Source organism: Ruegeria sp. AL7, from assembly GCF_056536105.1.
This window is the reverse complement of the sequence record NZ_JBQFJF010000001.1, coordinates 1926647-1952252: the sequence shown is the minus strand read 5'-3', so window position 1 is coordinate 1952252 and position 25606 is coordinate 1926647. Positions and strand designations below refer to the sequence as shown.

General features: G+C 61.2%; 30 protein-coding genes. 17 read left to right on the top strand and 13 right to left on the bottom strand.

Translation table 11 applies throughout. The features are described 5' to 3' along the window. Nucleotides 1-134: 134 nt before the first annotated feature. From ACR3E2_RS09740 to ACR3E2_RS09730, 3 genes are all read left to right on the top strand, one after another. The gene (locus ACR3E2_RS09740; protein WP_480483775.1) at nt 135-3590 is read left to right on the top strand and encodes a chromosome segregation SMC family protein; all 3456 of its coding nucleotides are present in this window, start codon (nt 135-137) and stop codon (nt 3588-3590) included. 53 nt (nt 3591-3643) lie between these two features. Further along, nucleotides 3644-3994, top strand: a complete 351-nt coding sequence (locus tag ACR3E2_RS09735) for a hypothetical protein (protein ID WP_480483774.1) — start codon at nt 3644-3646, stop codon at nt 3992-3994. 373 nt (nt 3995-4367) lie between these two features. Beyond that, entirely contained in the window at nt 4368-5063 is a 696-nt protein-coding gene (locus tag ACR3E2_RS09730) for a hypothetical protein (protein WP_480492719.1), read from the top strand. Between the two features lie 75 nt (nt 5064-5138). On the opposite strand, the gene ACR3E2_RS09725 is transcribed toward ACR3E2_RS09730, so the two are convergent. The 3 genes from ACR3E2_RS09725 to cobD are packed head-to-tail and all read right to left on the bottom strand — an operon-like array spanning nt 5139 to nt 8196. Further along, nucleotides 5139-6302, bottom strand: coding sequence for a lytic murein transglycosylase (locus ACR3E2_RS09725; RefSeq protein WP_480483772.1), 1164 nt, complete (start codon nt 6300-6302; stop codon nt 5139-5141). An 11-nt stretch (nt 6303-6313) separates the two neighbouring features. Continuing rightward, nucleotides 6314-7234: an adenosylcobinamide-phosphate synthase CbiB gene (gene cbiB / locus ACR3E2_RS09720; protein WP_480483771.1), complete on the bottom strand. Its 921-nt coding sequence runs from the start codon at nt 7232-7234 to the stop codon at nt 6314-6316. Further along, complete coding sequence (gene cobD / locus ACR3E2_RS09715) at nt 7231-8196, bottom strand: threonine-phosphate decarboxylase CobD (protein ID WP_480483770.1); 966 nt, start codon at nt 8194-8196, stop codon at nt 7231-7233. The genes cbiB and cobD overlap by 4 nt, the downstream gene beginning before the upstream one ends. Before the next feature lie 185 nt (nt 8197-8381). Between cobD and ACR3E2_RS09710 the strand changes: the two genes are divergently transcribed. Then, nucleotides 8382-8744, top strand: a complete 363-nt coding sequence (locus ACR3E2_RS09710; RefSeq protein WP_209506176.1) for a response regulator transcription factor — start codon at nt 8382-8384, stop codon at nt 8742-8744. Here ACR3E2_RS09710 and ACR3E2_RS09705 read toward each other — a convergent pair. Next, nucleotides 8726-9715, bottom strand: coding sequence for a glutathione S-transferase family protein (locus tag ACR3E2_RS09705; RefSeq protein WP_480483769.1), 990 nt, complete (start codon nt 9713-9715; stop codon nt 8726-8728). The two genes, ACR3E2_RS09710 and ACR3E2_RS09705, sit on opposite strands and share 19 nt — an antisense overlap. A 212-nt stretch (nt 9716-9927) precedes the next feature. Here ACR3E2_RS09705 and ACR3E2_RS09700 point away from each other — a divergent pair, with 212 nt between their 5' ends. Next, nucleotides 9928-10281 carry a hypothetical protein gene (locus ACR3E2_RS09700; protein WP_209506181.1) on the top strand — a complete coding sequence of 118 codons (354 nt, stop codon included), beginning with the start codon at nt 9928-9930 and terminating at the stop codon, nt 10279-10281. 151 nt (nt 10282-10432) lie between these two features. On the opposite strand, the gene ACR3E2_RS09695 is transcribed toward ACR3E2_RS09700, so the two are convergent. Continuing rightward, on the bottom strand, nt 10433-11605 hold the full coding sequence (locus ACR3E2_RS09695) for a MalY/PatB family protein (protein ID WP_480483768.1): 1173 nt from the start codon (nt 11603-11605) through the stop codon (nt 10433-10435). Between the two features lie 94 nt (nt 11606-11699). Here ACR3E2_RS09695 and def (ACR3E2_RS09690) point away from each other — a divergent pair, with 94 nt between their 5' ends. The 5 genes from def (ACR3E2_RS09690) to ACR3E2_RS09670 are packed head-to-tail and all read left to right on the top strand — an operon-like array spanning nt 11700 to nt 14138. Then, nucleotides 11700-12218: a peptide deformylase gene (gene def, locus ACR3E2_RS09690; RefSeq protein WP_209506185.1), complete on the top strand. Its 519-nt coding sequence runs from the start codon at nt 11700-11702 to the stop codon at nt 12216-12218. Beyond that, nucleotides 12215-12709: a peptide deformylase gene (gene def / locus ACR3E2_RS09685; protein WP_209506187.1), complete on the top strand. Its 495-nt coding sequence runs from the start codon at nt 12215-12217 to the stop codon at nt 12707-12709. The genes def (ACR3E2_RS09690) and def (ACR3E2_RS09685) overlap by 4 nt, the downstream gene beginning before the upstream one ends. Nucleotides 12710-12762: 53 nt before the next feature. Continuing rightward, complete coding sequence (gene fmt / locus ACR3E2_RS09680) at nt 12763-13671, top strand: methionyl-tRNA formyltransferase (protein WP_480483767.1); 909 nt, start codon at nt 12763-12765, stop codon at nt 13669-13671. Between the two features lie 10 nt (nt 13672-13681). Then, nucleotides 13682-13918: a hypothetical protein gene (locus ACR3E2_RS09675; RefSeq protein ID WP_209506192.1), complete on the top strand. Its 237-nt coding sequence runs from the start codon at nt 13682-13684 to the stop codon at nt 13916-13918. A 1-nt stretch (nt 13919) separates the two neighbouring features. Further along, complete coding sequence (locus ACR3E2_RS09670) at nt 13920-14138, top strand: GlsB/YeaQ/YmgE family stress response membrane protein (RefSeq protein WP_480483766.1); 219 nt, start codon at nt 13920-13922, stop codon at nt 14136-14138. Between the two features lie 60 nt (nt 14139-14198). Here the strand turns inward: ACR3E2_RS09670 and ACR3E2_RS09665 are convergent, their stop codons facing one another. From ACR3E2_RS09665 to ACR3E2_RS09635, 7 genes are all read right to left on the bottom strand, one after another. Continuing rightward, nucleotides 14199-14801, bottom strand: coding sequence for a COG3904 family protein (locus ACR3E2_RS09665; protein ID WP_209598782.1), 603 nt, complete (start codon nt 14799-14801; stop codon nt 14199-14201). 64 nt (nt 14802-14865) lie between these two features. Continuing rightward, a complete protein-coding gene (locus ACR3E2_RS09660; RefSeq protein ID WP_209506199.1) occupies nt 14866-15489 on the bottom strand; it encodes a trimeric intracellular cation channel family protein in 624 nt (207 codons plus the stop codon). Further along, a complete protein-coding gene (gene rnhA, locus ACR3E2_RS09655) occupies nt 15486-15953 on the bottom strand; it encodes a ribonuclease HI (RefSeq protein WP_209506201.1) in 468 nt (155 codons plus the stop codon). The genes ACR3E2_RS09660 and rnhA overlap by 4 nt, the downstream gene beginning before the upstream one ends. After that, complete coding sequence (locus ACR3E2_RS09650; protein ID WP_209506203.1) at nt 15946-16533, bottom strand: class I SAM-dependent methyltransferase; 588 nt, start codon at nt 16531-16533, stop codon at nt 15946-15948. Before ACR3E2_RS09650 ends, rnhA begins: the two co-directional genes overlap by 8 nt. Next, nucleotides 16530-16982 (bottom strand): DUF3429 domain-containing protein, encoded by a 453-nt coding sequence (locus ACR3E2_RS09645; protein WP_480483765.1) that lies wholly within the window; start codon nt 16980-16982, stop codon nt 16530-16532. Before ACR3E2_RS09645 ends, ACR3E2_RS09650 begins: the two co-directional genes overlap by 4 nt. Further along, entirely contained in the window at nt 16979-17929 is a 951-nt protein-coding gene (gene ispH, locus ACR3E2_RS09640) for a 4-hydroxy-3-methylbut-2-enyl diphosphate reductase (RefSeq protein WP_480483764.1), read from the bottom strand. The genes ACR3E2_RS09645 and ispH overlap by 4 nt, the downstream gene beginning before the upstream one ends. A gap of 189 nt (nt 17930-18118) precedes the next feature. Further along, nucleotides 18119-18694 carry a LabA-like NYN domain-containing protein gene (locus ACR3E2_RS09635; protein WP_209506211.1) on the bottom strand — a complete coding sequence of 192 codons (576 nt, stop codon included), beginning with the start codon at nt 18692-18694 and terminating at the stop codon, nt 18119-18121. Nucleotides 18695-18839: 145 nt separating this feature from the next. Between ACR3E2_RS09635 and folK the strand changes: the two genes are divergently transcribed. The 7 genes from folK to ACR3E2_RS09600 all read left to right on the top strand — a co-directional run bounded on the left by folK (nt 18840) and on the right by ACR3E2_RS09600 (nt 24564). Further along, entirely contained in the window at nt 18840-19409 is a 570-nt protein-coding gene (folK, locus tag ACR3E2_RS09630; RefSeq protein WP_480483763.1) for a 2-amino-4-hydroxy-6-hydroxymethyldihydropteridine diphosphokinase, read from the top strand. 94 nt (nt 19410-19503) lie between these two features. Beyond that, nucleotides 19504-19857, top strand: coding sequence for a DNA-directed RNA polymerase subunit omega (gene rpoZ / locus ACR3E2_RS09625; RefSeq protein ID WP_209506215.1), 354 nt, complete (start codon nt 19504-19506; stop codon nt 19855-19857). Between the two features lie 26 nt (nt 19858-19883). Then, the gene (locus ACR3E2_RS09620) at nt 19884-22016 is read left to right on the top strand and encodes a RelA/SpoT family protein (protein ID WP_480473878.1); all 2133 of its coding nucleotides are present in this window, start codon (nt 19884-19886) and stop codon (nt 22014-22016) included. Nucleotides 22017-22032: 16 nt separating this feature from the next. Next, complete coding sequence (locus ACR3E2_RS09615; protein ID WP_480483762.1) at nt 22033-22725, top strand: DUF2062 domain-containing protein; 693 nt, start codon at nt 22033-22035, stop codon at nt 22723-22725. After that, nucleotides 22725-23471 carry a pyridoxine 5'-phosphate synthase gene (locus tag ACR3E2_RS09610; protein WP_480483761.1) on the top strand — a complete coding sequence of 249 codons (747 nt, stop codon included), beginning with the start codon at nt 22725-22727 and terminating at the stop codon, nt 23469-23471. The genes ACR3E2_RS09615 and ACR3E2_RS09610 overlap by 1 nt, the downstream gene beginning before the upstream one ends. Further along, nucleotides 23468-24094: a LysE family translocator gene (locus ACR3E2_RS09605; protein ID WP_209598778.1), complete on the top strand. Its 627-nt coding sequence runs from the start codon at nt 23468-23470 to the stop codon at nt 24092-24094. The genes ACR3E2_RS09610 and ACR3E2_RS09605 overlap by 4 nt, the downstream gene beginning before the upstream one ends. Further along, nucleotides 24091-24564, top strand: a complete 474-nt coding sequence (locus tag ACR3E2_RS09600; RefSeq protein ID WP_480483760.1) for a hypothetical protein — start codon at nt 24091-24093, stop codon at nt 24562-24564. Before ACR3E2_RS09605 ends, ACR3E2_RS09600 begins: the two co-directional genes overlap by 4 nt. Nucleotides 24565-24639: 75 nt before the next feature. Here ACR3E2_RS09600 and ACR3E2_RS09595 read toward each other — a convergent pair whose 3' ends face one another. Continuing rightward, complete coding sequence (locus tag ACR3E2_RS09595) at nt 24640-25488, bottom strand: CE1 family esterase (protein ID WP_480483759.1); 849 nt, start codon at nt 25486-25488, stop codon at nt 24640-24642. Nucleotides 25489-25606 lie beyond the last annotated feature (118 nt).

Below are 25606 nucleotides of genomic sequence, written 5' to 3'. Positions count from 1 at the left end.
CGTGTTCCTGCGCATTTCGGCAAGATGTTGTGGATAACTTGCACTGATCTCCCATATCCTGCGCAACTGCGTTGACTCGGACCCCATCCCTTGCGCAGACTTTCAATTCATAGGAATCACGGGACACGCGGCCATTGCGTTTCAGCAAGCTCAAACTGACCGGCTTCAAAAGCTTTGTTGATCCGACCGATCTGATCATCGCGGACGGGTTGACCGGTGTGGTGGGTCCGAACGGCTGTGGCAAGTCCAACCTTCTGGAAGCCTTGCGCTGGGTGATGGGTGAAAACCGCCCCAAATCCATGCGCGGCGGCGCGATGGAGGATGTGATCTTTGCCGGTGCCGCCACACGGCCCGCCCGCAATTTCGCCGAAGTTGTCTTGACCATGGACAATTCCGAACGTCTGGCGCCTGCGGGGTTCAACGACACCGACCAGCTTGAAATCGTGCGCCGGATCACCCGCGATGTCGGCAGCGCCTACAAGACCAACGGCAAGGATGTGCGCGCGCGCGATGTGCAGATGCTGTTCGCGGATGCCTCGACCGGTGCCCATTCCCCGGCGCTTGTAGGGCAGAACCGCATCGCCGAGCTGATCAGCGCCAAACCCCGCGCCCGCCGCCGCATTCTGGAAGAGGCCGCCGGGATTTCGGGGCTGTACCAACGCCGGCATGAGGCCGAGCTGAAGCTGAAAGCGACCGAGTCCAACCTGACCCGCGTCGATGACGTGCTCGAGCAGTTGGGCGGGCAGCTTGCGCAACTGGCCCGTCAGGCCCGTCAGGCCGCACGCTATCGCGAAATCGGCGAACAGCTGCGTCAGGCCGAGGGGATGCTGCTCTATCGCCGCTGGAAAGAGGCCGACATGGCCCGCCAGCAGGCCGAAGACAAGCTGAGGGACCGGATTTCCGAGGCCTCCCGCGCCGAGGCCGAAGCCCGCGCCGCCGCAGCAAAAAGGGCCGGGATCGAAGAAACCCTGCCCCCCCTGCGCGAGGAAGAGGCCATCGCCGCCGCTGTCCTGCAACGCCAGCAGGTGCAGCGCGATCAACTGACCGATCAGGAAACCCGCGCGCGCCAGACCATTGAGACGCTGACCAGCCGCATCCATCAGCTCGGCAAGGATATCGAACGGGAAACCGGCCTGAACCGCGATGCGGGCCAGATGATCGAACGGCTGGAATGGGAAGCCCGCGAACTGGCCAAGGCTGCAGAAGGGCATGACGCGAAGGTGGCGGAAGCCGCAGAAATTGCCCGCGAAGCGGCTTCGATCCTTCAGGACCGCGAAGACCACCTGTCGCAGCAGACCGAAGATATGGCGCGTCTTGTCGCCCGTCACCAGTCGGCGCAGCGTCTGGTCGAAGACAGCCGCAAGACACTGGCGCGCTCTGAGGGGGAAGAGGAAAAAGCCCGGCTGGCCGTGGATGAGGCCAAAACAGCCCTGACCCGCGCCAGCGAGGCGTTTGAAACCGCGCAGGAGGGTGAGGAAGAAGCCCGCGAAGCCGCCGAGGCCGCCGAAGAGGCGCTGGCCGCCGCAGATGAGCTGCGCAATGAAACGCAGGCCCGCGAAGCCGAGGCACGCGCGCAACGGTCCGAGGCCGAAGGTGAATTGGGTGCAATCCGCGCCGAAACCACCGCGCTTGCCAAGCTGGTGGAACGCGACACGGCCGAAGGCGGGCAGGTGATGGACCTGCTGCGCGTGAAACCGGGTTTTGAGAAGGCTCTGGGTGCTGCGCTTGCCGATGACCTCCGTGCACCGCTGGTCGAAGGTGACGGCCCGTCCGGCTGGGTTCAGGTGGCAGGGTATGACAGCGATCAACCCTTGCCCGATGGGGTCGACCCGCTGGCGCTGCACGTGTCGGGGCCGGACAGGCTCAGCCGTCGCATCGCGCAGATCGGGCTGGTCGATGCGGATCAGGGCGCGCGGCTGCAGGCGTCGTTGAAGCCGGGCCAGCGTCTTGTGTCCCGCTCGGGCGACCTGTGGCGCTGGGACGGGTTCCGCGCCTGGGCCGAGGATGCGCCAAGTGCGGCGGCGCTGCGGCTGGAGCAGCTCAATAAACTTGAGGCGCTGAAACAGGAACTGGCCCGCACCGAGGCGCAGGCCGATGGCGCCCGCGCCGCGCATGAAACCCTGTCGCAGCAACTGGCGGACGTGACCGAGGCCGACCGCCGCGCGCGCGAAGCCCGCCGCGCCGCTGATCAGCGCATGGCCGAAACCGCACGCCAGCTCAGCCGCGCCGAGGCGGATCGCAACCTCGCGCAGGGCAAGCTGGAAACCCTGACCCTTGCCGTGGACCGTCACAAGGAAGACGCCATGTCCGCCCGCGTGCAGCTGCGCGAGGCCGAGGCGGCGCTGAACGATCTGGGTGACCTCGACAGCGCCCGCGCTGAGGTTGAGGACATCAAACAGACAGTCGAGGCGGCGCGGATCACCATGCTGACCCACCGCTCGACCCATGATGAGCTGCGCCGTGAAGGCGACGCCCGCACCCGCCGCACGCAGGAGGTCACCAAGGATCTCAGCGGCTGGCGGCACCGTCTGGAAACGGCCGAGAAACGGATTTCGGAACTGGCCGAGCGCAAGGAAAGCTCGGAAGAGGAACTGACCGAGGCCATGGCCGCCCCCGGCGAAATCGCCGAGGCACGGGAAGAGCTCAACGAGTTGATCGAAGCCGCCGAAGCCCGGCGGGCCGATGCCGCCGACAAGCTGGCCGAAGCAGAAACACAGTTGCGCGAAGTGGTGATGGCCGAGCGTGAGGCGGAACGCCTGGCCTCGGAAGCTCGCGAAAACCGCGCCGCAGCCGAGGCGCGTAGTGACGCGGCAAAGGAAAGCGTGCTTGCGGCAGCAGAACGAATTGCCGAAGACCAGCAACTGACCCCGAACCAGCTGCTGAACCAGCTGGACGTAAACCCCGACCAGATGCCCGCCGCGGATGCGCTGGAGGCCGAAGTGAACCGCCACAAGCGCCAGCGTGACGCCATGGGCGCAGTGAACCTGCGGGCCGAGGAAGACAGTAAGGACGTTCAGGAAGAATTCGACACGCTCAGCAGTGAAAAGGCCGATCTGGAAGAGGCGATCAAAGCCTTGCGCAGCGGCATCTCCAGCCTCAACCGCGAAGGCCGCGAACGTCTGCTGACCGCGTTTGAACAGGTGAACTCGAATTTCGCGATGTTGTTCAAGCACCTGTTCGGCGGTGGCGAGGCCAATCTCGTCATGGTCGAAAGCGACGACCCGCTGGATGCGGGGCTGGAAATCATGTGCCAGCCGCCGGGCAAGAAACTGTCGACCCTCAGCCTGCTGTCGGGCGGCGAACAGACCCTGACAGCGACCGCGCTGATCTTCGGCGTTTTCCTGGCCAACCCGGCCCCGATCTGTGTGTTGGACGAGGTTGACGCGCCGCTGGACGATGCCAATGTCACCCGTTTCTGTGACCTGCTGGACGAGATGTGCCGCCAGACCGACACCCGTTTCCTGATCATCACCCACCACGCGGTGACCATGGCGCGCATGGATCGTCTGTTCGGCGTCACCATGCAGGAACAGGGCGTCAGCCAGCTGGTCTCGGTTGACCTGAAGAAGGCCGAGCAGATGGTGGCCTGACCGCTCACTGCAACGTTATGATGATTGCAGGCATAACGCGCTACCTTGGCCTCATGACGCGTTTCCTGATCCCCGCCCTCATCGCCGCCACTCCGGTTGTCGCCGCCGACTGGCCCGTCAAACCCGGCGATGTCCCGCTGACAGTGGCCGAGCTTGACGCCCTCGCGGGTCAGACGCTGACCTTCTACGATGATGGTCAGGCCAAGTTTTCGGCGGGGGGCGCCTATTCCTATACCTACGCGGGCGGGGGGTCTGCATTCGGAACCTACTCCATCGTCGATGACGGTTCCGTCTGCATCGCGTATCGCAACGGGTTCAGCCGCTGCGACCTGTATGTCCACAGTGGCGAGCGGCTGATCCTGATTGATCAGAAAGGGGATAGGTACCCGGTGCGGCCCAAATAAAGAAGTCACAATTTGGGCCAGCCATGTTGGCAATGGACCAACCCGCGCAGCAATCTGAACCCGCGGCAGACGTCAACGGCCATGCCGGGAACAACGCAAATATACGCGCCCAATGAGGGGCCAGAACCAAACTGTGGGCACCTCGACACAACGCGCTGGCGCAAGGCAGGGTAAGTCGCGCCAAAACAGCAGCCGCGGTTGACGAGCCACACACCGCTTCGTTAGTGCAGCAGCGACCCCGTTTCGGCTTTGGGCAAGAGGTGCTGTTTTGGATTTTCAAGTTGCAAGTTTCTGGTTTGGCTCGCCGTTATCTTGCGTTGAAAGAGTATGCATTCAGTCCTTTCTGGATCATGGCTATGTCTTCCACCTGTACGTGCTGGATATGAACATAGATGTTCCCGACGGCGTCGTTGTTCATGATGCCCGCGAAATCTATGCGGATGAAACCACCGAAAACCTGACCGGTGGCCGACGACGGATGGCGGTCTATTCAGACATCTTCCGGATCCACATGTTGCAAAAAACCGACTATGTGTGGGTTGATCTGGATATCTACTGCGTCCGGCCGCTGGATGTTCCACCGGACTATCTGTTTGGTGTCGTCTGGCGCAACAAGGCGATGAACAATTGCGTCTTGCGCCTTCCCAAGACATCTCTGGCCTTGAAGCTGATCCTGAATTTCCTTGAGTCAGAAGTCCCGATCCCGTTTTGGTTGGGCAGTGATCACATCGAAAAACTGGTCAAACGCTATGAGGCGGGCGAGACAATCACGCTCTACGATCTTCCGTGGACGACAACCGGCCCAAGTGTGACCCGCTGGGCGCTGGGGGTCACCGGTGAAATCGACCGAGGCCAGCATTGGCATTTGTATTGGCCGCGTCGCGGGTTTCTGGACCCGGTCGAGAACATTGAAGACTACGAACCCGATTGGGCCCGGTTTCACCACTTCCAGGGCGAAACCCGCAGTGGTATTCGCAGCAAGTTCGGCGGTATTCCTCCAAAGGGAAGTTACATTGATATTGTTTGTCAAAGACATGGAATTGATCCCGAGAAATATCCGGTCACATAATCAGCGGCGTCGGTGCCGATATCGTCGAATAATCTTGGGGTTTTGCGCCATACCGCAGCAGTGCGGGCCGCTGGATCAGAGTTTTCCCAGCAACTCCATCGTTGGCCATGCGTCCGCAGGCAGGCCCAGACGTTTCTGCTCCGCCTGCGTCGCAGCTCGCGTCCCTGACCCCAGGATCCCGTCGATCTTGCCCACATCATATCCTTTGGCCTGAAGCTTGGTCTGCAACTGTTTCATCTGTGCGCCATTCAGGCCCTGCGCGGGATTGCCCGCGTCATAGATCTGGCCGCCCTCAAGCCGTGTTCCGAAATAAGCGGCGGTCAGAACATAGACAAAGCTCTGGTTCCATTCGAAATAGACATCGAAATTCGGGTAGGCCAGAAAGGCAGGCCCGTTGCGCCCCTGTGGCAGGATCAGCGAGGCGGGCAGGTTGGCCAAGGACCCGCCGCGCGCCTGAACGCCCATCGCCTGCCATTCCGCCACCGAACGCGGTTTGCCGGGGCCGGACAGGGACCAGTCCATCTGCGCGGGCACGGTGACCTCCTGCAACCACGGCTCACCCGCGCGCCATCCCAGATGAGACAGCATTCTGGCCCCCGACATCAGCGCATCAGGGGCCGAGCTTTTCAGGCGGACATGCCCGTCACCGTCACCATCGACGCCGTTTTCCAGTATGTCACGCGGCAGCATCTGCACCATGCCGATCTCTCCGGCCCATGCGCCGGTGGTGCGGGCCGGGTCGAAATCACCGTTCTGATACAGCTCGATGGCGGCGAAGATCTGTGGCCGGAACAGTTCCGGGCGGCGGCAATCATGGGCCAGCGTCACCAAGGCGTTGCGGGTGTTGAAGTCGCCCTGAAACGATCCGTAATCGGTTTCAAATGCCCAGAAGGCCAGCAGCACCCCGCGGGAAATGCCATACTCGCGCTCAATCCGATCAAAGACCGCATCGTACTTACGCGACATCGCTTGCCCGCGCTCGATCCGGTTCTGCGAAATCAGACGACGGGAAAATTCAACAAAGGGCTTCTGAAAAACGCCCTGCGCCCGGTCGGCCTTCAGCACGGCGCTGTCTTGCTGCACCCCGTCAAAAAACCCGTTCACTGCTGATTTGTCCAAACCCTGCTGCACGGCTTCGGACTTCAGCCCTTTGACAAAGGAATTAAAACCACCGCCACATTGCGCCAGCGCAGGTGAGGTGAACAGGGCAGCAGCGATCAGGCCAGAGAGTATACGCATGAAAAGGTCCGTCAGAATATCAGTTCGGCCCCAACCCACACTGACACGAGCCCAAGCGCAAGCCCCCAAACCCGCCAGAGCATGTCACATGCGCGAAAAACTTCTGATGCGCCGATCTCGCGCGGGGCGTCTCCATTGACCCAGGCCAGGTCGCGCACCTGCCCATCATAGCTGCGCGGCCCCGCCAGCGCGACATTCAGGGCGCGGGCCATGGCGGCTTCGGGCCAGCCAGCATTGGGCGAAATATGGCGTTGCGCATCCCGCACCATCTCAAACCAGCGCGACCATTGGCCGGACAGTGCCACGATCATCACGCAGGTCAGGCGGGCAGGGATCAGGTTCAGCAGGTCGTCGAACCGGGCCGCGGCCCAGCCAAAATCGCAGTACGTTTCGGTGCGATAGCCGATCATGCTGTCGGCGGTGTTCACCGCCTTGTACACCAGCAACCCCGGAAGCCCGGCGACCAGAAACCAGAATGCAGGGGCAATGACCCCGTCGCTCAGGTTTTCAGCCGCGCTTTCTATGGCGGAACGCGCCACCTGTGCTTCGGTCATATCCTGCGTGTCGCGCGAGACGATCATAGCCACCTGCGCCCGCCCGTCTTCCAGCGAGGTTTGCAACCCGTCACCAACCGCGCGGACATGGGCAACCAGCGACTTCTGCGCCAGCAGGATCGCACAGCCGAGGATTTCAACCACCGGCCCCAGCTGGGACAGACCCCACCCAAGGCCCGATGCGCCGCAGATCAGAAGGGCAAGCACCGCCACCCCTTTCAGTCGCCGACCGCGCCCGTGGTTCAGGCGTTTGTCCAGCCAGCCGATCAGGTTGCCGATCACCACCGCCGGGTGTTTGACGCGGGACCAGAGCCAGTCGGGCTCTCCCAGTGCCGCGTCCAGACACAGGGCGCAGACCAGCATCAGGGCAGGGCTCACAGTGCGGCCTCCAGCCTGTCCCACCCCTTTTCTGGTGGCAGACCCAGACGCAGAAAACTTTCCGAATAGGGAAAGATCCGGCTCCAGATATTGGCGCGGGCCAGCCGGTCCTGCCACCCCGAGGCGTCATCGACCCGATAAAGACGAAACAGGCTGGTGCCACCGACAATATCCGCGCCCCTGGTCAGCATCAGCGCATCCAGCCGGGCCGCCTCATCCGCCAGTCGCGCGCGTGTGGCATCAGCCCAGTCATCGTCCGACAGGGCCTGTGTCCCAACCCGCAGGGCCGGGCCGGACACCGACCAGGGTCCGGTCAGGTCGTTCAGGCGGTTGATCAACTCAGGCCGCCCGATGGCAAACCCAAGCCGCATCCCGGCCAGCCCCCAGAACTTGCCAAAGCTCTTCAGCACGATCACGCCGGGACGTTCCGCCATATGGATCAACGATGCCTCTGGCGTGACATCGCAAAAGCTCTCGTCGATCACGGTCAGTGGGGCCGAGACATCGCTTTCCTGCCAGATGCGTCCGTCCGGGTTATTGGGATGCACGATCACGCGGGCGTCAGTCGCGCTCTCAGGCTGAACACGCCACCCCTGCGCCGAAAAGGCGGCGGCGTGTTCGTTGTAGGTGGGCGGCGTGATCTGGACACGCCCTGGCGCGGCCAGCGCCGGAATACGAGAGATGACAGCCGATGCACCGGGTGCCGGCAGGATTGCAGCCCCCTGCGGCACGTTCCAGAACCTGCGGGCCGCATCACTCAGCCGTTCAAAGGCACCGTGATCCGGCAATTCGGCCCAATCCCCGGCGGTCAGGCCCGCAACGGCGTAAGGATGCGGATTGATTCCGGTCGACAGATCGATCCAATCTGCACGCGCTCCGCCATACCTGACAATCGCCCTGTCCAGCCCCCCGCCGTGGTCGCGAACTGCGCGGGGGTCCAAGCCGTGATCAAGTGTACTCATCTGCTCTCTCTGCGGGGATTGACCGGTTTCGGGGTGCTTCAAGCGGATTTTTGCCATTTACACAAGCAAATCCGCCCGAACACGCAAGCGTGCGGCTGCTGTTAACACTTTGTTAAGGAAATAACGAGATCACGGACCACGGGGGTCGGCACCACTCACCATACCAAGTGCCGAGGTTGTTGCAAATGAAAGTTCTGATTGTTGAGAGTAACCCCGACCTTGGTCGGGTCTGGAAAAGACATCTGGAGCGGCAAGACGCTGAAGTCACGCTGGTTGACGCTCAGGAGGCCGCCATTCTGGCGCTCTATGGCACGGATTTTGATATCATCGTGCTGGATCTGGTTCTGGAAACCGGAAGCGCATTGGCTGTGGCCGATTTTGCCAGCTATCGCCGCCCCGAGGCGCGGGTGATTTTTGTCACCAACACCACCTTCTTTTCCGACGGGTCGATTTTTGCGCACAGTCCCAATGCCTGTGCCTATGTTCAAAGCGAAACGCCGCCAGAGGATCTGGCGGCGATGGTCGAACATTACGCTGCCGGGCGCTGATCGCGTCCATGCGGCTCCAAGTAATCCAGCACCGGGTTCACCGGAATGATGCGGTGCGGATTGATGCTGTCATGGCTGTAGTGATAGTGGCGCACGATGTGATCCATGTTCACGGTCTCGGCGACACCGGGCCATTGATACAGCTCACGCGTATAGGCCCATAAGTTTGGATAATCGATCAGGCGCTGCCTGTTGCACTTGAAATGCAGATGATAGACCGGGTCGAAGCGGATCAGGGTTGTGAACAACCGCCAATCGGCCTCGGTGATCCGGTCCCCCATCAGATACCGGTTCCGCGCCAAACGCCCTTCCAGCCAGTCCAGCGTGTCGAACAACGGGCCCACGGCGGCGTCGTAGGCCGCTTGGGAGGTGGCAAAGCCCGACTTGTAGACGCCGTTGTTGACATCTGAATAGATGCGCGCATTGACCTCCTCGATCTCGTCCCGCATCGCCTCGGGCCAGTAATCGTCCGTATTGCCAGTGATGTCGTTGAAGGCCGAATTGAACATGCGGATGATTTCCGAACTTTCGTTCGAAACGATGGTCTCTTGCGCCTTGTCCCACAGGATCGGCACTGTGACGCGACCGGAATAGGACGGATCCGCTTTGGTATAGATCTGATGTGCATAGCTCAGCCCGTAAAGACGGTCACCCGTGGCACCGTGATCATCCGCCTCAAAGGTCCAGCCGTGATCCAGCATGTCGGGATGTACGACCGAAACCGGAACCAGATCGCTCAGCCCCTTCAACGCGCGAAAGATCAGGGTGCGATGCGCCCAGGGGCAGGCGTGGCTGACATACAGGTGATACCGCCCGGCTTCGGCCCGGAACCCGCTTTTGCCCGACGGTCCCGCGCGGCCATCGGCGGTCAGCCAGTTGCGAAACTGCGCCGCGCTGCGTTTGAATGCGCCACCCGTGGATTTGGTGTCATACCAGGTGTCTTGCCATTTTCCATCGACCAGCAGGCCCATATCTCATCCTCCGCATAGGCGTTTGGCCAAAGATAGGTCCAAGCCCCGCCTGTTCCTATGCATTTGCCCGCGCACAAGACCTGCATGCGCGCACAGGCAATGATGGGATTTCTGTGCAACAAACCGCAGGCACAGCCTGTTGCGTGAACGCGTTCACTGGATTTTTACAACAGTTCCCGCACAATAGAGGTCATTAGCGGGGGAATGATTTAATGAGTACTTATGTTTCAAAGGAAATACGCGCCGAGTTGGACGCCGCTCGAATCGCCACATTGAAAAAGGCCAGTCGCCTTCGTGTCCAGATGGGCGACAATACCTATAAAATTCTCAAATTGTGGAAGGATGGTTTCACGGTTGAGGCGGAAACAACACCGCGCCTGCGCGGGTTGGTCGATATCTATGATGGGGCCAACCTTCTGTATCAATGCCTGATCATTGCCGATCAGGATGAAGGCGGCGAGATGCGGTATGAATTCAAACGCAGCACCGCCGCCCATGACAAGGCACCGCTGGATTTCTACCGCGCCCCGGATGCGCCCATCGCGTTGCTGGGCTACGAAGACTAGGATCGGAGTTCTATCGTAGTACCGGGTTAGGTCAGGGTAACGCCCAACAGGCCGTTAGGCTGGCTATCGCTATGGATTTCGCCATTCAGGTCCGCGCCCGGCCAACAGGCGCGGTCCATTGTGAGGCCAGCCAACCCAGCCACCGCTTGGATTATTGCAGGTCACCAAAGGCCCGTTTCAGCCGCGCGCAAGCTTCCTCGACCCGCGCCCGTTGCGTGGCCAGGTTGAACCGTTCGAAGGTCTCTCCGCCAGTGCCAAAGCCCGGCCCGGACGAGGTTGCAATCCGCGCATCCTCGCGCAATCGGCGGACAAATTCAGCGTGATCCATGCCGGTGCCGGAAAAGTCGACCCAGGCCAGATAAGTCGCCTGCAAGGGCATCGACCACAGGCCCGGAATTTCGGCGATGGTCTGATCGAACAGACGCCGGTTTCCTTGCAGATGCGCGATCTGCGCATCCACCCAATCCGCGCCGGCCGGGCTGTAGGCGGCGGTGATCATCGCCACACCCAACGCGCTGGGGCCATAATCCAGCGTTGCCAGCCGATGCTTCATCGCCTCGCGCAGTTTGGGGTCGGGAATGATCATGTTGCCGGTCCGCTGCCCGGCGATGTTGAAGGTCTTCGATGCCGCAGTCAGCGTCACTGTCCACGGGCGTGCATCCGGGGCTGCCACATCCATCGGCACAAATTTGGCGCCGGGATAGACCAGATCGTGGTGAATCTCGTCTGACACAAGGATCAGCCCGTTGCTCTCGGCAAATGCGGCCACAGCGCGCAGTTCCTCCGGCGTCCAGACGCGGCCCGACGGGTTCTGCGGCGAACACCACAGCAACATCTTCTCGGACCCGTCCAGCCGCGACTGGGCGTCGTCCAGGTCAAGGCCATAACTTTCCCCGTCCCGCACCAAAGGGCATTCCACGACCCGGCGGCCCGATTTGTTCACCTTGTGGGCAAACTCATGGTAAACGGGGGTAAAGATCACGATGCCATCACCGTGATCGGTCCAGACATCCAGCGACAGGGCGATTGCATTGCCCAAGCCCTGAGTGGTCAGAACCCAGTCCGTGTCAATCTCCCAGTCGTGGCGGGTTTTCATCCACCACTGGACCGAGGCCAGATACTCCGGGTGCGCCCAGGAATACCCGAACACGCCGTGATCCGCGGCCTTGCGCACCGCGTCGATCACGCAGGGGGCTGTCGGGTAATCGGAATCGGCCGTCCACATGGCCAGCCCGTCCTCGGGCGAGACACCGTACAGCATCTCCATCTTGTCCCATTTGGTACTGTTGGTGCCCCGGCGGTCGATCTGGTCGTTGAAAGTCATGTCTGCTCCATTTTCTCGACCGAAAGCTAACCGCAATTCAGGCAGGTGCAAGGGGGGCGTTGCGGCGCGGGGCGGGATGGCCTAAATCAGCCTCATGAAACGTAACATCCTGATCTATCCCGACCCCCGTCTCAAGAAGGTCTGCGCCCCCGTGGCCGACCTCACGGACGACCTGCGCGCGCTGGCCGATGACATGCTGGAAACGATGTATGACGCCCCCGGTGTTGGCCTTGCCGCGCCACAGATCGGCGTGCTGGATCGCTTGATCGTGCTGGATTGCGTCAAGGAAGAAGGCGAGGCTCCGCGCCCCCTGATCATGTTCAACCCGCAGGTCATCGCGGCCTCGGAAGAAACCAATGTCTACGAGGAAGGCTGCCTGTCGATCCCCGATCAATACGCCGAGGTGACGCGCCCCAAAGTGGTCGATGTGACTTGGATGGACCGCGACGGAAACCTGCAACAGGAAACCTTTGACGGGCTTTGGGCCACCTGCGTTCAGCACGAGATCGATCATTTGGACGGCAAGCTGTTCATCGACTATCTCAAGCCGCTGAAACGGCAGATGATCACCCGCAAGATGCAAAAGCTCAAACGCGAACGGGCCCGTGCATGACCGTTCGTACCTGCCTGCCATGGCCTGACAAACGCCTGCGCACCAAGGCGGATGAGGTGCCCGAAATCACTGATGAGGTCCGCGCCATCTGGGACGACATGATCGACACGATGGAGGCGATGCCCGGCGTCGGTCTTGCCGCGCCACAGATCGGGGTGATGCTGCGGCTGGCCGTTGTTGACGGTTCTGCCGAACGGGGCCGGGCCGTGCGTCTGGCAAACCCGGAAATCCTGCACAGTTCGATCGAGCTGCGCGAACATGAAGAGGCCAGCCCGAACCTGCCCGGCGTCTCGGCCACAATCAAACGCCCGCGCGCGGTGACCGTGAAGTTCCTGAACGAACATGGCATGCTGGACCGCCGCGATTTCGTCGGGATCGACGCGACCAGCGTGCAGCATCAGATCGACCACCTGAACGGGCGGATGTATTTCGACCGGCTCAGCAAGGTCAAGCGTGACATGCTGCTGCGCAAGGCACGCAAACAAACCTGACGTCTGTAGGCCGGGCTTCAGCCCGGCACCCGTCCCAACTGCCGGAGCCAACGATGCGCATCATCTTCATGGGAACCCCTGATTTTTCGGTCCCGGTGCTGGACGCACTCGTCAGGGCCGGGCACGACATCGCCGCCGTCTACTGTCAGCCCCCGCGCCCCGCCGGACGCGGCAAGAAAGACCGCCCGACGCCGGTTCACGCCCGGGCCGAGGCGCTGGGCCTGCCCGTTCGCCACCCGGTCTCTCTGAAATCCGCTGACGAACAGACCGCATTTGCCGCGCTGAACGCCGATATCGCCGTCGTCGTCGCTTATGGCCTGATCCTGCCGCAACCCATTCTGGACGCGCCGCGACACGGCTGCCTGAACATCCACGCCAGCCTGCTGCCGCGCTGGCGCGGTGCCGCCCCGATCCACCGGGCGATCATGTCCGGCGATGCCGAAACCGGGATCTGCATCATGCAGATGGAGGCCGGTCTGGACACCGGCCCGGTCCTGTTGCGACAGGCAACCGCGATTGAGGCTGAAGAAACCACCGCGCACCTGCATGACCGGCTCTCGGCCATGGGGGCCGCGCTGATCGTCGAGGCTCTGGCCAAGCTGCCGGACCTGATACCGGAACCGCAGCCCGAGGATGGCGTGACCTATGCCGCCAAGATCGACAAGTCCGAGGCCCGCATCGACTGGGCACGCCCGGCGGTCGAGGTCGACAGGCAAATCCGCGGGCTGTCACCCTTTCCCGGCGCATGGACCGAAATGAATGGCGAGCGCATCAAGCTGCTGGCATCGCGGCTGGCAGACGGGCAGGGCGCAGCGGGTGAGGTTCTGAACGACGACCTGCACGTGGCCTGTGGTCAGGGCGCGGTCGAACTGCTGCGCTTGCAACGGGCGGGCAAAGGCGCGCAGGATAGGGAAACCTTCCTGCGGGGCTGGCCCATTCCCACCGGCACCCGCCTGACCTAGGAGAAGCCCGATGTTCATGGTGATGATGGGGACCGTCGTGATTGCCGGGATCGTCGGATATCTGTCCGAACAGACCGGGTTCACTCATAACGGCTATCTTCAGTCGATCATCATCTGCGTGGGCGGGGCGTTCCTGTTCTACTTCATCCGCATCATGTTCGGGATCAGCTTTGGCCCTCCCGGTCTGGATGCGGTGATCTCGTCTGTCGGCGCCCTGATCATCGTGCCGACGCATTGGAGGAAGTGACATGCCCATCGTCGCTCTGATCATCATCCAAGCTGCGCTTGAAGTTTTGCTCGCCAGGTTGCTCCCGGCGACGATGCTGATCGGTATTGTTGGGGCTATGATCGGTGGGCCCTTTCTGTGGTCTCTGATACCCGACGCTGGCTGGATGTCGGGCTTTGTGGGCGCGGTTCTGGGCGCATTGCTGGTGATCTGGATCTGGCAGACCTACCTGCGCCGTTAGCATATTCCTTGGCTGCGCATTCCGTCCCGCAAACCTTCACTCGACAGATAGCGCAGCAGATCAGCGCTCGTCGCACTCCAGCGCTGAACCAAGCGCCGGGGCGGCTTTCGTCGTCATATCGAACCGGTTCGCCTCGGCGGCAGTCATCCAGTGGATGCTGTCGGCCGGGGCCGCATACAGCGTGTACCAGTAAAACGACTCATCGACGCCAATGTCCCTGAAATAATCCAGATAGCGGTCATGTTCCGGGTCATCCTCGGGCAGCTCCGTTGCCACCAGCCCCGACCCGGCCCAGCTGTGAACACCGACACAGGCCCCCGGCTGCAAAACACGGCGATGTCCGGCCAGAAACAGATCGGTGCCGCCGCTGGCAACCAGACCGTCCGAGGGCACGATGGTATCGAACCCGGCCTTGCGCACCTCGCGGCTGAAGATGACATTGGCGTCGTCATCCACCGATCCCTCGATATATTGCAGCACCAGCGTGCGCGCTTCGGGATTTTCGGCGGTGACGTCTTCAAAAGCGGACAGCGTCGTTTCGTCAATCGTGCCCGAGGCGATGATCCGGTCACCCTCGGCAACAAAGTGGACAGGCGCATAATATGCGCCGCAGGAGGCCAGCAAAGCCAGTGAGACCGCGATCGATGTAAGTCTGAACGGCATTTGGCCTCCGGGCTGCGCGTTCCAAACAGCTATCAGCCCGCCCCGGTCGCGTCCACCGACAGGTTCAGTTGCGGGGCGGGCGGCTTTTGTAGACGGGCAACTGCCAGCCAAACACCAGCGACCCGGCCCGCAAGGCCCAGCACACAAGGGCGCACAGGCCCAGCACAAAGGCGGGCTCCAGCCCCAGCCTGACCGCAAGTACCGCTGTCAACGCCCCCAAAAACGCGCACGAGACGTAAAGTTCGCCCTGTTTCAGGACCAGCGGCACCTCGTTGCAGACCACGTCGCGCATCAGCCCGCCCAGACACCCGGTCGTCACACCCATCAGCACGACGATGATACCGGGCTGATCCAGTGACAGCGCGGCACCGGTTCCGGCGGCAACGGCGACCGACAGTGCGAAACTGTCCAGCCAGACCAGCCAGTTATAGCGACTTTCCACCAGATGCGCGGTAAAGAACACAAACACCGCCGCCGCGACGGCGATCAGGATGTAATCCGGCTGGCCGACCCAGAAGATCGGGTGACGGTCCAGCAGCAGGTCGCGTACCGTGCCGCCGCCAACTGCGGTCAGGCAGGCCATGAAGGCAAAGCCCACCAGATCCAGCTGCGCCCGGCTGGCCACCAGCGCCCCGGTCAGCGCAAAGATCAGAACCGAGGCATAATCCAGCAGCGTCAGCGCGCTCACGCCGGTGCCTTTTTCGGCTTGAAGGGCGCCATGCCTGCGCGGGCCAGTTCATCGGCCTTTTCGTTTTCGGGATGGCCCGCATGGCCCTTGACCCATTCCCATGTCACATCATGTCGTTCCTGCGCCTCGTCCAGTCGCTGCCACAGATCGACATTCTTGACCGGCTTCTTGTTCGAGGTTTTCCAGCCATTCCGCTTCCAGCCGAATATCCAGCCGGTGACGCCGTTCTTCACATAGGCGCTGTCGGTGACAATGGTGATCTTCGACGGGCGCTCCAGCGTCTCAAGCGCGCTGATGGCAGCCAGCAACTCCATTCGGTTGTTGGTCGTCTCGGCCTCGCCGCCGTTCAGTTCCCGCTCTTTCAATACCCTGTCCCCGTTCTTCGCACGCAGCAGCACGCCCCAGCCTCCGGGGCCGGGATTGCCGGAACAGGCGCCATCTGTATAGGCAAACAACTCAGGCATGGGCGAACACCAGAATAAACCCGTCGTAAGACCCGGCCAGACCCTTGCCCACCCCTTCGACCGTGCGGTCAACCGTGAACCCGGCCTGGGTCAGCGCCTCTCGGATCTCGGCTTCCGAGTAATAGGTGTAATAGCGGTCCAGATCGTCACGATGCTCGCCCGTGCCCAGCTTCATGCCCAGAAACAGCTGGCCGCCGGGCTTCAGGGCCGTGTGGATCGCTTTCAGGTGACGCGTAAAATCCGCTCGCGGCGCGTGCAGCAGGGAAAAACTGGCGTAGACACCGTCATACTCGGCGGTTTCGGTAACATCGTCGAACGTGCCCAGATGCGCGTCCACCCCGTTCTGGCGGGCATGTTCGACAAAGGCGGGGGTGGCATCCAGCGCCCGCACCTTCAGCCCCTGACGCATCAGGAAACCGCTGTCCGATCCGGGGCCTGACCCCAGATCCAGCACATAGCCGCCCGCACCGACCGCATCGGCAAAATCCTGACGGGTCTTGAGCTGTTCGGCTGGCAGAGGAATGGCCAGATATTCGTTTACTCTGTTCGTATAGGCATCAATCGTGCGTTTGTCGCTCACAGGTACACTCCTACGGCTAGGCTGGCCAGAACGATTGCGGTCAGCAGGATACGCAGCTGCATCCACCAGACCGGCGTCAGCCGCCAGTATGAAAACAGGGCGTCCAGCAGCAGCAAGCCGGTGAACCCGTAGATCAGATTGGTGCCTGCAGTGACCGGCCCGCCGCCTGTCATGGCAAAGGCCCACAGCGCAGGCAGGACCGACAGCCCATAACACAGCGCCGCCTTGCTGCCCGAGGTCTTGGTGGCAAACCCCCACAGAACACCGGACATAAAGCTCAGGATGACCGAGCCATAGAACAGCTGCACATAAGGGCCAACAAAGCGTGGGCCAAAGCTGCGCGCGCCCCAGGCGTTCAGATCACCGTTCAGATAGGTCAGCGCGCCCCAGACAAACGGGACCAGTCCCGCCAGCCCCAGATAGAGCGGCGCCTTCGGCACGCCGGTCACGCCGGTTGCCTCAACACGCGCGGTACTTTGAACTCGACGTTTTCGGTTGCGGTCTCGACCGGCTCGACAGTGACATCATAGTGATCGCGGAAGGCGTCGATCACCTCGTTCACCAGCAATTCCGGGGCCGATGCGCCAGCGGTCACCGCAACGCTTTTGATGCCCTGCAAAGCGCGCCAGTCGATTTCGGTCGCGCGCTGGACCAGTTGCGCGTATTTGCACCCCTCGCGCGATGCAACCTCGACCAGACGGCGGGAATTGGACGAGTTCGGAGCCCCCACAACCAGCAGCGCATCGGCCTTGGGGGCCACGGCCTTCACGGCCTCCTGCCGGTTGGTCGTGGCATAGCAAATGTCTTCCTTATGCGGGCCGACAATGGCCGGGAACCGGGCCTGAAGGGCTGCGATGATGTCCTTGGTATCATCCACCGACAGGGTGGTCTGGGTGACAAAGGCCAGCGCGTCGGGGTCGCGCACCTGCACGGCGGCCACATCCTCGACCGTTTCGACCAGCAGCACATCACCCTCGGGCAGCTGTCCCATGGTGCCAACGGTTTCGGGATGGCCCTTGTGGCCGATCATGATCATCTGCAATCCCGCATCCGCATGGCGCTGCGCCTCGACATGAACCTTCGACACTAGCGGACAGGTGGCATCCACATAGATCATCTCACGCTGCGCGGCTTCGGCTGGTACCGATTTAGGAACACCATGGGCGGAAAAGATCACCGGGCGGTCATCGGGGCATTCATGCAGTTCTTCGACAAACACAGCACCTTGGGCCCGCAACCCGTCGACCACGAATTTGTTATGCACGATCTCGTGGCGCACATAGACCGGTGCCCCCCATTTCTGCAGGGCCATTTCAACGATCTTGATGGCGCGGTCCACACCGGCGCAGAACCCGCGGGGGGCGGCCAGATAAAGTGTCAGTGGCGGCTTGGTCATTCGGCTGTCTCCTTAGGGCACAGGTAAGTCTTTTCCCGGCCTTGGTCCAGACAGGACATTGTCATTCATCTGACACGAATCGTTGTTAGTCAGAGGATGTTTCAGCACCAATCCTTAGTTAAAGAAGCGCGGCCAGGACCCCGGTCCTGACCGCGCGAATTTTTCCCATCAACAGGCAGTGGTGCCGGATCAGCTGCCGCCTGCAACCGCGACGCTGCGATGCTCTGCCGGCATTTCACGCGGCGGGCGACCGATCACGTCACGCAGATCTTCCAGCTCGATGAAGTTGTCGGCCTGACGGCGCAGCTCGTCCGAAATCATTGGCGGCTGGCTGCGTATCGTTGACACGACCGACACGCGAACGCCCTGACGTTGCAGGCTGGCGATCAGCGGGCGGAAATCCCCGTCACCCGAGAACAGCACGATATGATCCACACGCGGTGCCAGTTCCATGGCATCGACCGTCAGCTCGATATCCATGTTTCCTTTGACTTTCCGACGCCCCATGCTGTCGGTGTATTCCTTGGCCGGTTTTGTGACCATGGTGAAGCCGTTGTAATGAAGCCAGTCAACCAATGGGCGGATCGGTGAATACTCGTCGTTTTCAAGCAGCGCTGTATAGTAGAAAGCCCGAAGCAACTTGCCACGGCGCATGAATTCCTGCCGCAGAAGTTTGTAGTCTATGTCGAAACCGAGTGCTTTTGCCGCGGCATAAAGGTTCGAGCCGTCGATGAACAGCGCTAGCCGTTCGTCCTTATAAAACATAAATAGGTCCTTCCGGTACAATCCAGACTGCGCCGCGTTACGTGAGTGAGTGGGTGTTTTATAAATTGACGCAATCTGGTGGGCTTATAGTTAGAACTTTTGGCCGTTATCGCAAGTATGCATTGTGTCGAATATAGGGTAGCATATGTACAATTCTTTGCCAAATGCGGTTGTGGCATTGGGCGCAAATCTCGATCTGAGAGGAAATGGGCCCGCTGTAACGCTACAGCGCGCAATTGACGCACTTTCGCAGCAGGGCGTAGTGATTCGCTCTGTCAGCCGGTTTTTTGCGACACCCTGCTTCCCCGCTGGCGCTGGCCCGGATTACGTGAATGCGGCAGCGCTGATCGAAACCGACAAATCCCCGTCCGAGCTTTTGCGCGCGCTGCACGAGGTTGAACACCAGTTCGGTCGTGAACGGGTGCAGCGCTGGGGAATGCGGACGCTGGATCTGGATCTTGTGTGCTATGGCGATCAGATACTGCCCGACCGCGCCCTGTTCGACCGCTGGCTGACCCTGCCGCCCGAGGCGCAACGGCAAGAGGCACCGGATCAGCTGATCCTGCCGCATCCGCGCCTTCAGGACCGCGCTTTTGTGCTTGTGCCGATGGCGGATATTGTGCCCGACTGGCGTCACCCCGTGCTTGATCGCACGGTTTCCCAGATGGTTGCCGACCTGCCCCCATCCGAGGTTGCAGCGGTTACGCCGCTGTGATCCCTGCAGATGCAGCATTTCCTGCTTGTCAAGGCGCGGAATCGCGCTTAGATAAACCTCTTCCTGACATGGACTCAGAAACGGAGAGCGCCCAATGGCCCGCGTGACGGTTGAAGATTGCGTAGACAAGGTTCCAAACCGGTTCGAACTGGTGATGCTGGCCGCCCATCGGGCGCGCGAGATTTCTGCCGGTGCCGCGATTACCGTTGACCGCGACAACGACAAGAACCCTGTCGTGTCCCTGCGCGAAATCGCCGACGAGACCCAAGGCGCGGACGCCCTGCGCGAACGCCTGATCGAGGCCAACCAGACCCAGATCGAGGTTGATGAGCCGGAAGAAGATCAGATGGCGCTGCTGATGGGTGCCGAGTCGGACAAGCCTGCGATGGACGACATGTCCGAAGAAAAGCTCCTGCGCGCTCTGATGGAGGCTCAAGGGCAGGGGTAAGCTCCAAAGACGAAGGTGCGGGCCGGATGATTTCTGCTGACGATCTGATTGCGCTGGTCCGCAACTACAATCCCAAGACGAATGCTGAACGTCTCGCGCTGGCCTATGAGTTTGGCCAGCAGATGCACGCAGGGCAATTCCGCCACTCAGGCGAGCCCTACTTTACCCACCCTGTTGCCGTTGCCGCCATCCTGACCGAACAGCGTCTGGATGATGCGACGATCATCACCGCATTGCTGCATGACACGATCGAAGACACCAAGGCCAATTACGGCAAGGTGTCCGATCTGTTCGGGGATGAGGTCGCCAAGCTGGTCGACGGCGTCACCAAGCTGACCAACCTGCAACTGTCCAGCCGCGAAACCAAGCAGGCCGAGAATTTCCGCAAGCTGTTCATGGCCATGTCCAAGGACCTGCGGGTCATTCTGGTCAAGCTGGCCGACCGTCTGCACAACATGCGCACCATCAAGGCGATGCGGCCCGAAAAGCAGGTTCAAAAAGCGCGCGAGACGATGGATATCTACGCGCCGCTTGCGGGCCGCATGGGGATGCAATGGATGCGCGAGGAACTGGAAGACCTCGCGTTCCGCGTCCTGAACCCCGAAGGCCGCCAGTCGATCATCCGTCGCTTTATCACGCTGCAACGTGAAACCGGCGATGTGATCCACCGCATCACCGGCGACATGCGCCACGAGCTGGAAAAGGCAGGCATCGAGGCCGAAGTCTTTGGCCGCGCCAAGAAACCCTATTCGATCTGGCGCAAGATGCAGGAAAAGGATCAGGGCTTCTCGCGCCTCTCGGATATCTACGGGTTCCGCATCATCACCCAGACGGAAGAAGACTGCTATCGCACGCTTGGGGCCATCCATCAGCGCTGGCGCGCGGTGCCGGGTCGGTTCAAGGACTATATCAGCCAGCCGAAATCGAATGGCTACCGCTCGATTCACACCACCGTTTCGGGCCGCGATGGCAAACGGGTCGAGGTTCAGATCCGTACCCGCCAGATGCACGACGTGGCCGAAACCGGCGTTGCGGCGCACTGGTCCTACCGGGACGGGGTGCGCACGGAAAACCCCTTTGCCGTCGATCCGGCGAAATGGATATCCAACCTGACCGAGCAATTCGACAACGAGGATGATCACGAAGATTTCCTCGAAGCCGTCAAGCTCGAGATGTATTCGGACCAGGTCTTCTGCTTCACCCCCAAGGGCGACGTGGTGAAACTGCCGCGGGGCGCGACCCCGATCGATTTCGCCTATGCCATCCACACCCGGATCGGCCATGCCTGCGTGGGGGCCAAGGTCGATGGCATTCGCGTGCCGCTCTGGACGCGGATGAAGAACGGCCAGTCGGTGGATATCATCACCGCTGACGGGCAGACACCGCAGGTCACATGGCTTGAGATCGCCGTCACCGGCAAGGCTCGCACCGCCATCCGCCGCGCCCTGCGCGAGGTGGATCGCGAACGGTTCATCAAGCTGGGCAAGGAACTGGCGCGCTCGGGTTTTGACCATGTGGGGCGCAAGGCCACCGACAAGGCGCTTGATACTGCCGCCAAGCACCTGCGCCTGAAAGACCGGCATGAATTGCTGGCCCGTCTGGGCAGCGCCGAACTGACCGCTCATGAGGTGGTTCAGGCCGTCTATCCCGAACTGGCTCAGGATGACGGCGACGCCATCCCGCTGCGGCGCGCCGTGATCGGTCTTGAACCCGGCCAGAAATTCGACCGCGCGCCCTGCTGCCAGCCGCTGCCGGGCGAACGGATCGTCGGCATCACCTACCGGGGCAAGGGTGTTGTGGTGCACGCGATCGACTGCGACAAGCTCAGCCAATATGAAAGCGAACCGGAGCGCTGGGTCGATCTGCACTGGCATTCTGGCACGCACCCGGCCGTCTATGGGGCGACACTGGATCTGACCATCGGCAACGATGCCGGGGTTCTGGGGCGCATTTGCACATTGATCGGCGAGAAAAAGGCCAATATCTCGAACCTGGAATTTGTGGACCGCAAACCGGATTTTTACCGCCTGCTGATCAATGTCGAACTGCGCGACCTTGAACAGTTGCATTCGCTGATGCTGATGCTTGAGGCTGAAAGCGACGTTGCAGCGGTCGAGCGTTATCGGGACCGGACCAAAACCGCGACCGCGGCTGGCTGAGAAGGGGTGATCACGGGTGGTATTCAAGCGCCGAGACCGACGCTCTCCTGTTCAGGTCGCTTCGGAACTCGTCTATCCGCGTGGCGGATGGACCCGCGCCTTCCACTATGTCAAACACCGTGTCCGCCGCCTGCCGGATTCCCCTGACCGGATTGCTCGCGGCATCGGGGCGGGCGTTTTCGCATCCTTCACGCCGTTTTATGGGCTGCACTTTCTGGTCGCTGCAATTGGTGCGCGGCTGATCAAGGGAAATATTCTGGCCGCGCTCAGCGGTACGTTCTTCGGCAACCCCCTGACCTATGTCCCGATTGGGGTGATCTGCCTGCAAACCGGGCATTTCCTGCTGGGCACCGAATATGAAGAAGGCGACACGCAGGGGCTGATGGGCAAGTTCGCCGACGCCATCGGTGACCTCAAGGACAACCTTCTTGCGCTCTTCACTGATCGCGTGGCCGACTGGCACGGGCTGGGGCAGTTCTATCACGACGTTTTCTATCCCTACATGATCGGCGGCATCATCCCCGGTATCGTGGCGGGCATCATCTGCTACTACCTCAGCCTGCCGCTGATCCTGACCTACCAGCAGCGCCGCCGCGCGAAGATCAAGGCAAAGTTTGAAGAAATCAAACGTCTGGCCGGAGAAACAACTGCCAGTCCCGCGCCAAGATCGCTAAGGTCGGGGCGAAAATCTGCAAAAGGAACCAAATGATGTCCGAAAGCCGTCTGCGTCTGGGTGTGAATATCGATCATGTCGCCACCGTGCGCAACGCGCGCGGCGGGGCCTATCCTGACCCGCTGCGCGCCGCCAAGCTGGCAGAAGAGGCCGGCGCCGACGGCATCACCGCGCACCTGCGCGAAGACCGCCGCCATATCTCGGACGCCGATATCGACGGCCTGATGGAGGTTCTGTCGGTGCCTCTGAACTTTGAGATGGCCGCCACCGAAGAAATGCAGAAAATCGCCCTGCGCCACAAACCGCACGCCGTCTGTATCGTTCCCGAAAAGCGCGAGGAACGCACAACCGAAGGCGGGCTCGAAGTCGCGCGCGAGGAAAACAAGCTGGCCCATTTCATCGCCCCCCTGCGCGAGGCCGGGTGCCGCGTGTCGATCTTCATCGCCGCGGATCAGCGCCAGATCGAGGCCGCGCACCGCATCGGTGCCGAGGTGATCGAGTTGCACACCGGCGCCTATTGCGATGCCCATGCCGAAGGCCGCATGGACGCCGCCGCGCGCGAGCTTGAATCGCTGCGCCAGATGTCCACCTTTGCCCATTCGCTGGGGCTCGAGGTCCATGCAGGCCATGGCCTGACATACGACTCCGTAAAGCCGGTTGCCGCCTTCCCCGAGGTCATGGAACTGAACATCGGGCATTTCCTGATTGGCGAGGCGATCTTTCTGGGTCTCACCCCCGCCATTCGGGAAATGCGCCGCCTGATGGACGAGGCGCGCGCGTGATCACGCCCGGCTTTATCGCCATCTGGTTCGCCTGGCTGATGGCGGGGGGCTCGCCGGGCCCGGCCACCATGGGCATTGCAGGAACCGCCATGAACGAAGGCCGCACCGCGGGGCTGGCCTTTGCCCTTGGCATCTGCGCCGGATCGGCCGCCTGGGGCATTGCCGCGGCGCTGGGCCTGTCGGCGGTCATGCTGGCCAATGTCTGGCTGTTCGAGGTGATCCGCTATGTCGGCGTGGCCTATCTGGGCTGGCTGGCGCTGAAGGCCCTGAAACGCGCGATGACCTCGGATGATGAGGTCGCCCTGGGCAAACCGGTCACCGGCACGCTGCCCACAATCTTTGCCAAAGGTGCGGCGATCCACCTGACCAACCCCAAGGCAATCCTCAGCTGGGGGTCGATCTATGCCATCGTCGCGCCAAGCGATGCCAGCCTGCCGATGCTGCTGGGCTATTTCGCCATGCTGTACGCGGGATCACTGATGATCTTCATCGGCTATGCGTTTCTATTCTCATCCGCCCGCATGGTCCGTACCTACCGCCGCGCCCGCCGCTGGTTCGATTTCGCCTTCGCCGGGTTTTTCGGGGTGGCGAGTTACAAGATCCTGACGGTGCGGTTGTCTTGATCAACCTTTGGACATCCGAGCAAAAAACCTTGTTGTTTAACCGGGTTTGGTACGTGGTTTGTTTCGTTGTTAGTATGATGCTGTCGGTTTCGTCGGGCTTTGCCCGGGAAAAACTGGGCCTCGAAGGTGTGTTTTTCTTTCCGGTCGATTTCCTTATGACCCCCAGCATTATGGCAGCAGTGGTTCTCACACATCCATGGTCAAAGAGGTTTTCTGAAACAACCGCAAACGCCACGTTGTGGTACAATGCAGCCTACATGGTTGGTCTTTCAGTGGCGGTGTTGTGGGCTATGCAACTCGCAGCATTGTTTTACCACTTCAGGTATTGGCACCAATTTGATTTTTCGGCTTTCGCTTTTAGAAACGGTGCTCTGCTGTTTTGGGCAGCGGTTTCTGTAGGCATCTGCCGAGCCGTGCTATCGCAATCGATACAGGCAAAACGAACGCTTTTTGGCGGTGAAAGAAGCTGACACAACTGATCCTCGGTTTCGGTACAGACCTGGCAAACGCACGCAAATAGATCCCGGCAAAAGCCGGTGGAAGCGCTAGGGCGCGTTCGAGATTTCCAGAAACCAATCCGCCACGGCACCGGCCCAACCGGGCTGCCTGCCGTGGCCATGTGGCCCAAGCGCCAGGGTGACAGAGCCGTCCTGACACTTGCTCCACTTCTTTCGCCAGGATGCGCCCTCTGTTGCAACGCTGTTTGCCATCTGCCCGCATCCATTGGTTCTGGTCAGAATTTCAATGGATTTCAAAACGCTGCCCTGTTCGAAATCATAGTCCCCAAAGGTCACAAAACGCCCCTCCAGCGGGACGGTCCGGTCTGCAAATCCGTGGGAATGATGCATGTGAACCGGGCCGCTGCACCGCCGCCACATTGGCTCCCAAAAGGCCCCTGATGCCGAGGCATAGGCAAAGGCAAAGGAATGGTCCGTGCAGGCCTTGTCCCAAACCAGTGATCCGCCGCGTGAATACCCCGCCAGCAAAATGCGATCTGCGTTCAGGTCGAAACGGGCAATGGCGTCTTCCTTGATCTGCTCCAGCGCGGCCAGGTCATCCCGCGGCCAGCGATAGCCATCATGCACCCCCCAGTCCAACACCTTGGGGTTGCCAATGTCGACCTGACCGTTCGGCGCGATAAAGGCGATGCCGCGGTCGGTAAAGGCCGCCGCGAGGCCGGAAAGATTCACGGCTGAATTCGCCGTTGCCCCATAGCCATGCAGATAGATAACAGCTGGCGGCTCGGGCGCGGCCTCGGGCAGAACCACCCGATAGGACAACTCTCCTACCTGACAGGGGGTATCCTCGGTTCCGCAATCCTGTGCAAAAGCGGGGAAAACGGTGCTTGCGACAATGCCAGCCACCGCGATTGCCATGAACGGAATTTTCGACATTGCGTCCCCCGAACCAACGTAAAAATTGAACATTCCGGTAAAGTATATCACGGAATGCGGCAACCAACCGCTTGCGTGTGGTCATCAATTGCCGTTGATTGGCCCGACCAGAGAAATG

Coding starts and splice junctions, on each gene's coding strand:
- ACR3E2_RS09735 (WP_480483774.1), top strand. CDS start 3,644: ATGACGCGTTTCCTGATCCCCGCCCTCATCGCCGCCACTCCGGTTGTC.
- ACR3E2_RS09725 (WP_480483772.1), bottom strand. CDS start 6,302: ATGCGTATACTCTCTGGCCTGATCGCTGCTGCCCTGTTCACCTCACCT.
- cobD (WP_480483770.1), bottom strand. CDS start 8,196: ATGAGTACACTTGATCACGGCTTGGACCCCCGCGCAGTTCGCGACCAC.
- ACR3E2_RS09710 (WP_209506176.1), top strand. CDS start 8,382: ATGAAAGTTCTGATTGTTGAGAGTAACCCCGACCTTGGTCGGGTCTGG.
- ACR3E2_RS09705 (WP_480483769.1), bottom strand. CDS start 9,715: ATGGGCCTGCTGGTCGATGGAAAATGGCAAGACACCTGGTATGACACC.
- ACR3E2_RS09700 (WP_209506181.1), top strand. CDS start 9,928: ATGAGTACTTATGTTTCAAAGGAAATACGCGCCGAGTTGGACGCCGCT.
- ACR3E2_RS09695 (WP_480483768.1), bottom strand. CDS start 11,605: ATGACTTTCAACGACCAGATCGACCGCCGGGGCACCAACAGTACCAAA.
- def (WP_209506185.1), top strand. CDS start 11,700: ATGAAACGTAACATCCTGATCTATCCCGACCCCCGTCTCAAGAAGGTC.
- def (WP_209506187.1), top strand. CDS start 12,215: ATGACCGTTCGTACCTGCCTGCCATGGCCTGACAAACGCCTGCGCACC.
- fmt (WP_480483767.1), top strand. CDS start 12,763: ATGCGCATCATCTTCATGGGAACCCCTGATTTTTCGGTCCCGGTGCTG.
- ACR3E2_RS09675 (WP_209506192.1), top strand. CDS start 13,682: ATGTTCATGGTGATGATGGGGACCGTCGTGATTGCCGGGATCGTCGGA.
- ACR3E2_RS09670 (WP_480483766.1), top strand. CDS start 13,920: ATGCCCATCGTCGCTCTGATCATCATCCAAGCTGCGCTTGAAGTTTTG.
- ACR3E2_RS09665 (WP_209598782.1), bottom strand. CDS start 14,801: ATGCCGTTCAGACTTACATCGATCGCGGTCTCACTGGCTTTGCTGGCC.
- rnhA (WP_209506201.1), bottom strand. CDS start 15,953: ATGCCTGAGTTGTTTGCCTATACAGATGGCGCCTGTTCCGGCAATCCC.
- ispH (WP_480483764.1), bottom strand. CDS start 17,929: ATGACCAAGCCGCCACTGACACTTTATCTGGCCGCCCCCCGCGGGTTC.
- ACR3E2_RS09635 (WP_209506211.1), bottom strand. CDS start 18,694: ATGTTTTATAAGGACGAACGGCTAGCGCTGTTCATCGACGGCTCGAAC.
- folK (WP_480483763.1), top strand. CDS start 18,840: ATGTACAATTCTTTGCCAAATGCGGTTGTGGCATTGGGCGCAAATCTC.
- rpoZ (WP_209506215.1), top strand. CDS start 19,504: ATGGCCCGCGTGACGGTTGAAGATTGCGTAGACAAGGTTCCAAACCGG.
- ACR3E2_RS09620 (WP_480473878.1), top strand. CDS start 19,884: ATGATTTCTGCTGACGATCTGATTGCGCTGGTCCGCAACTACAATCCC.
- ACR3E2_RS09610 (WP_480483761.1), top strand. CDS start 22,725: ATGTCCGAAAGCCGTCTGCGTCTGGGTGTGAATATCGATCATGTCGCC.
- ACR3E2_RS09595 (WP_480483759.1), bottom strand. CDS start 25,488: ATGTCGAAAATTCCGTTCATGGCAATCGCGGTGGCTGGCATTGTCGCA.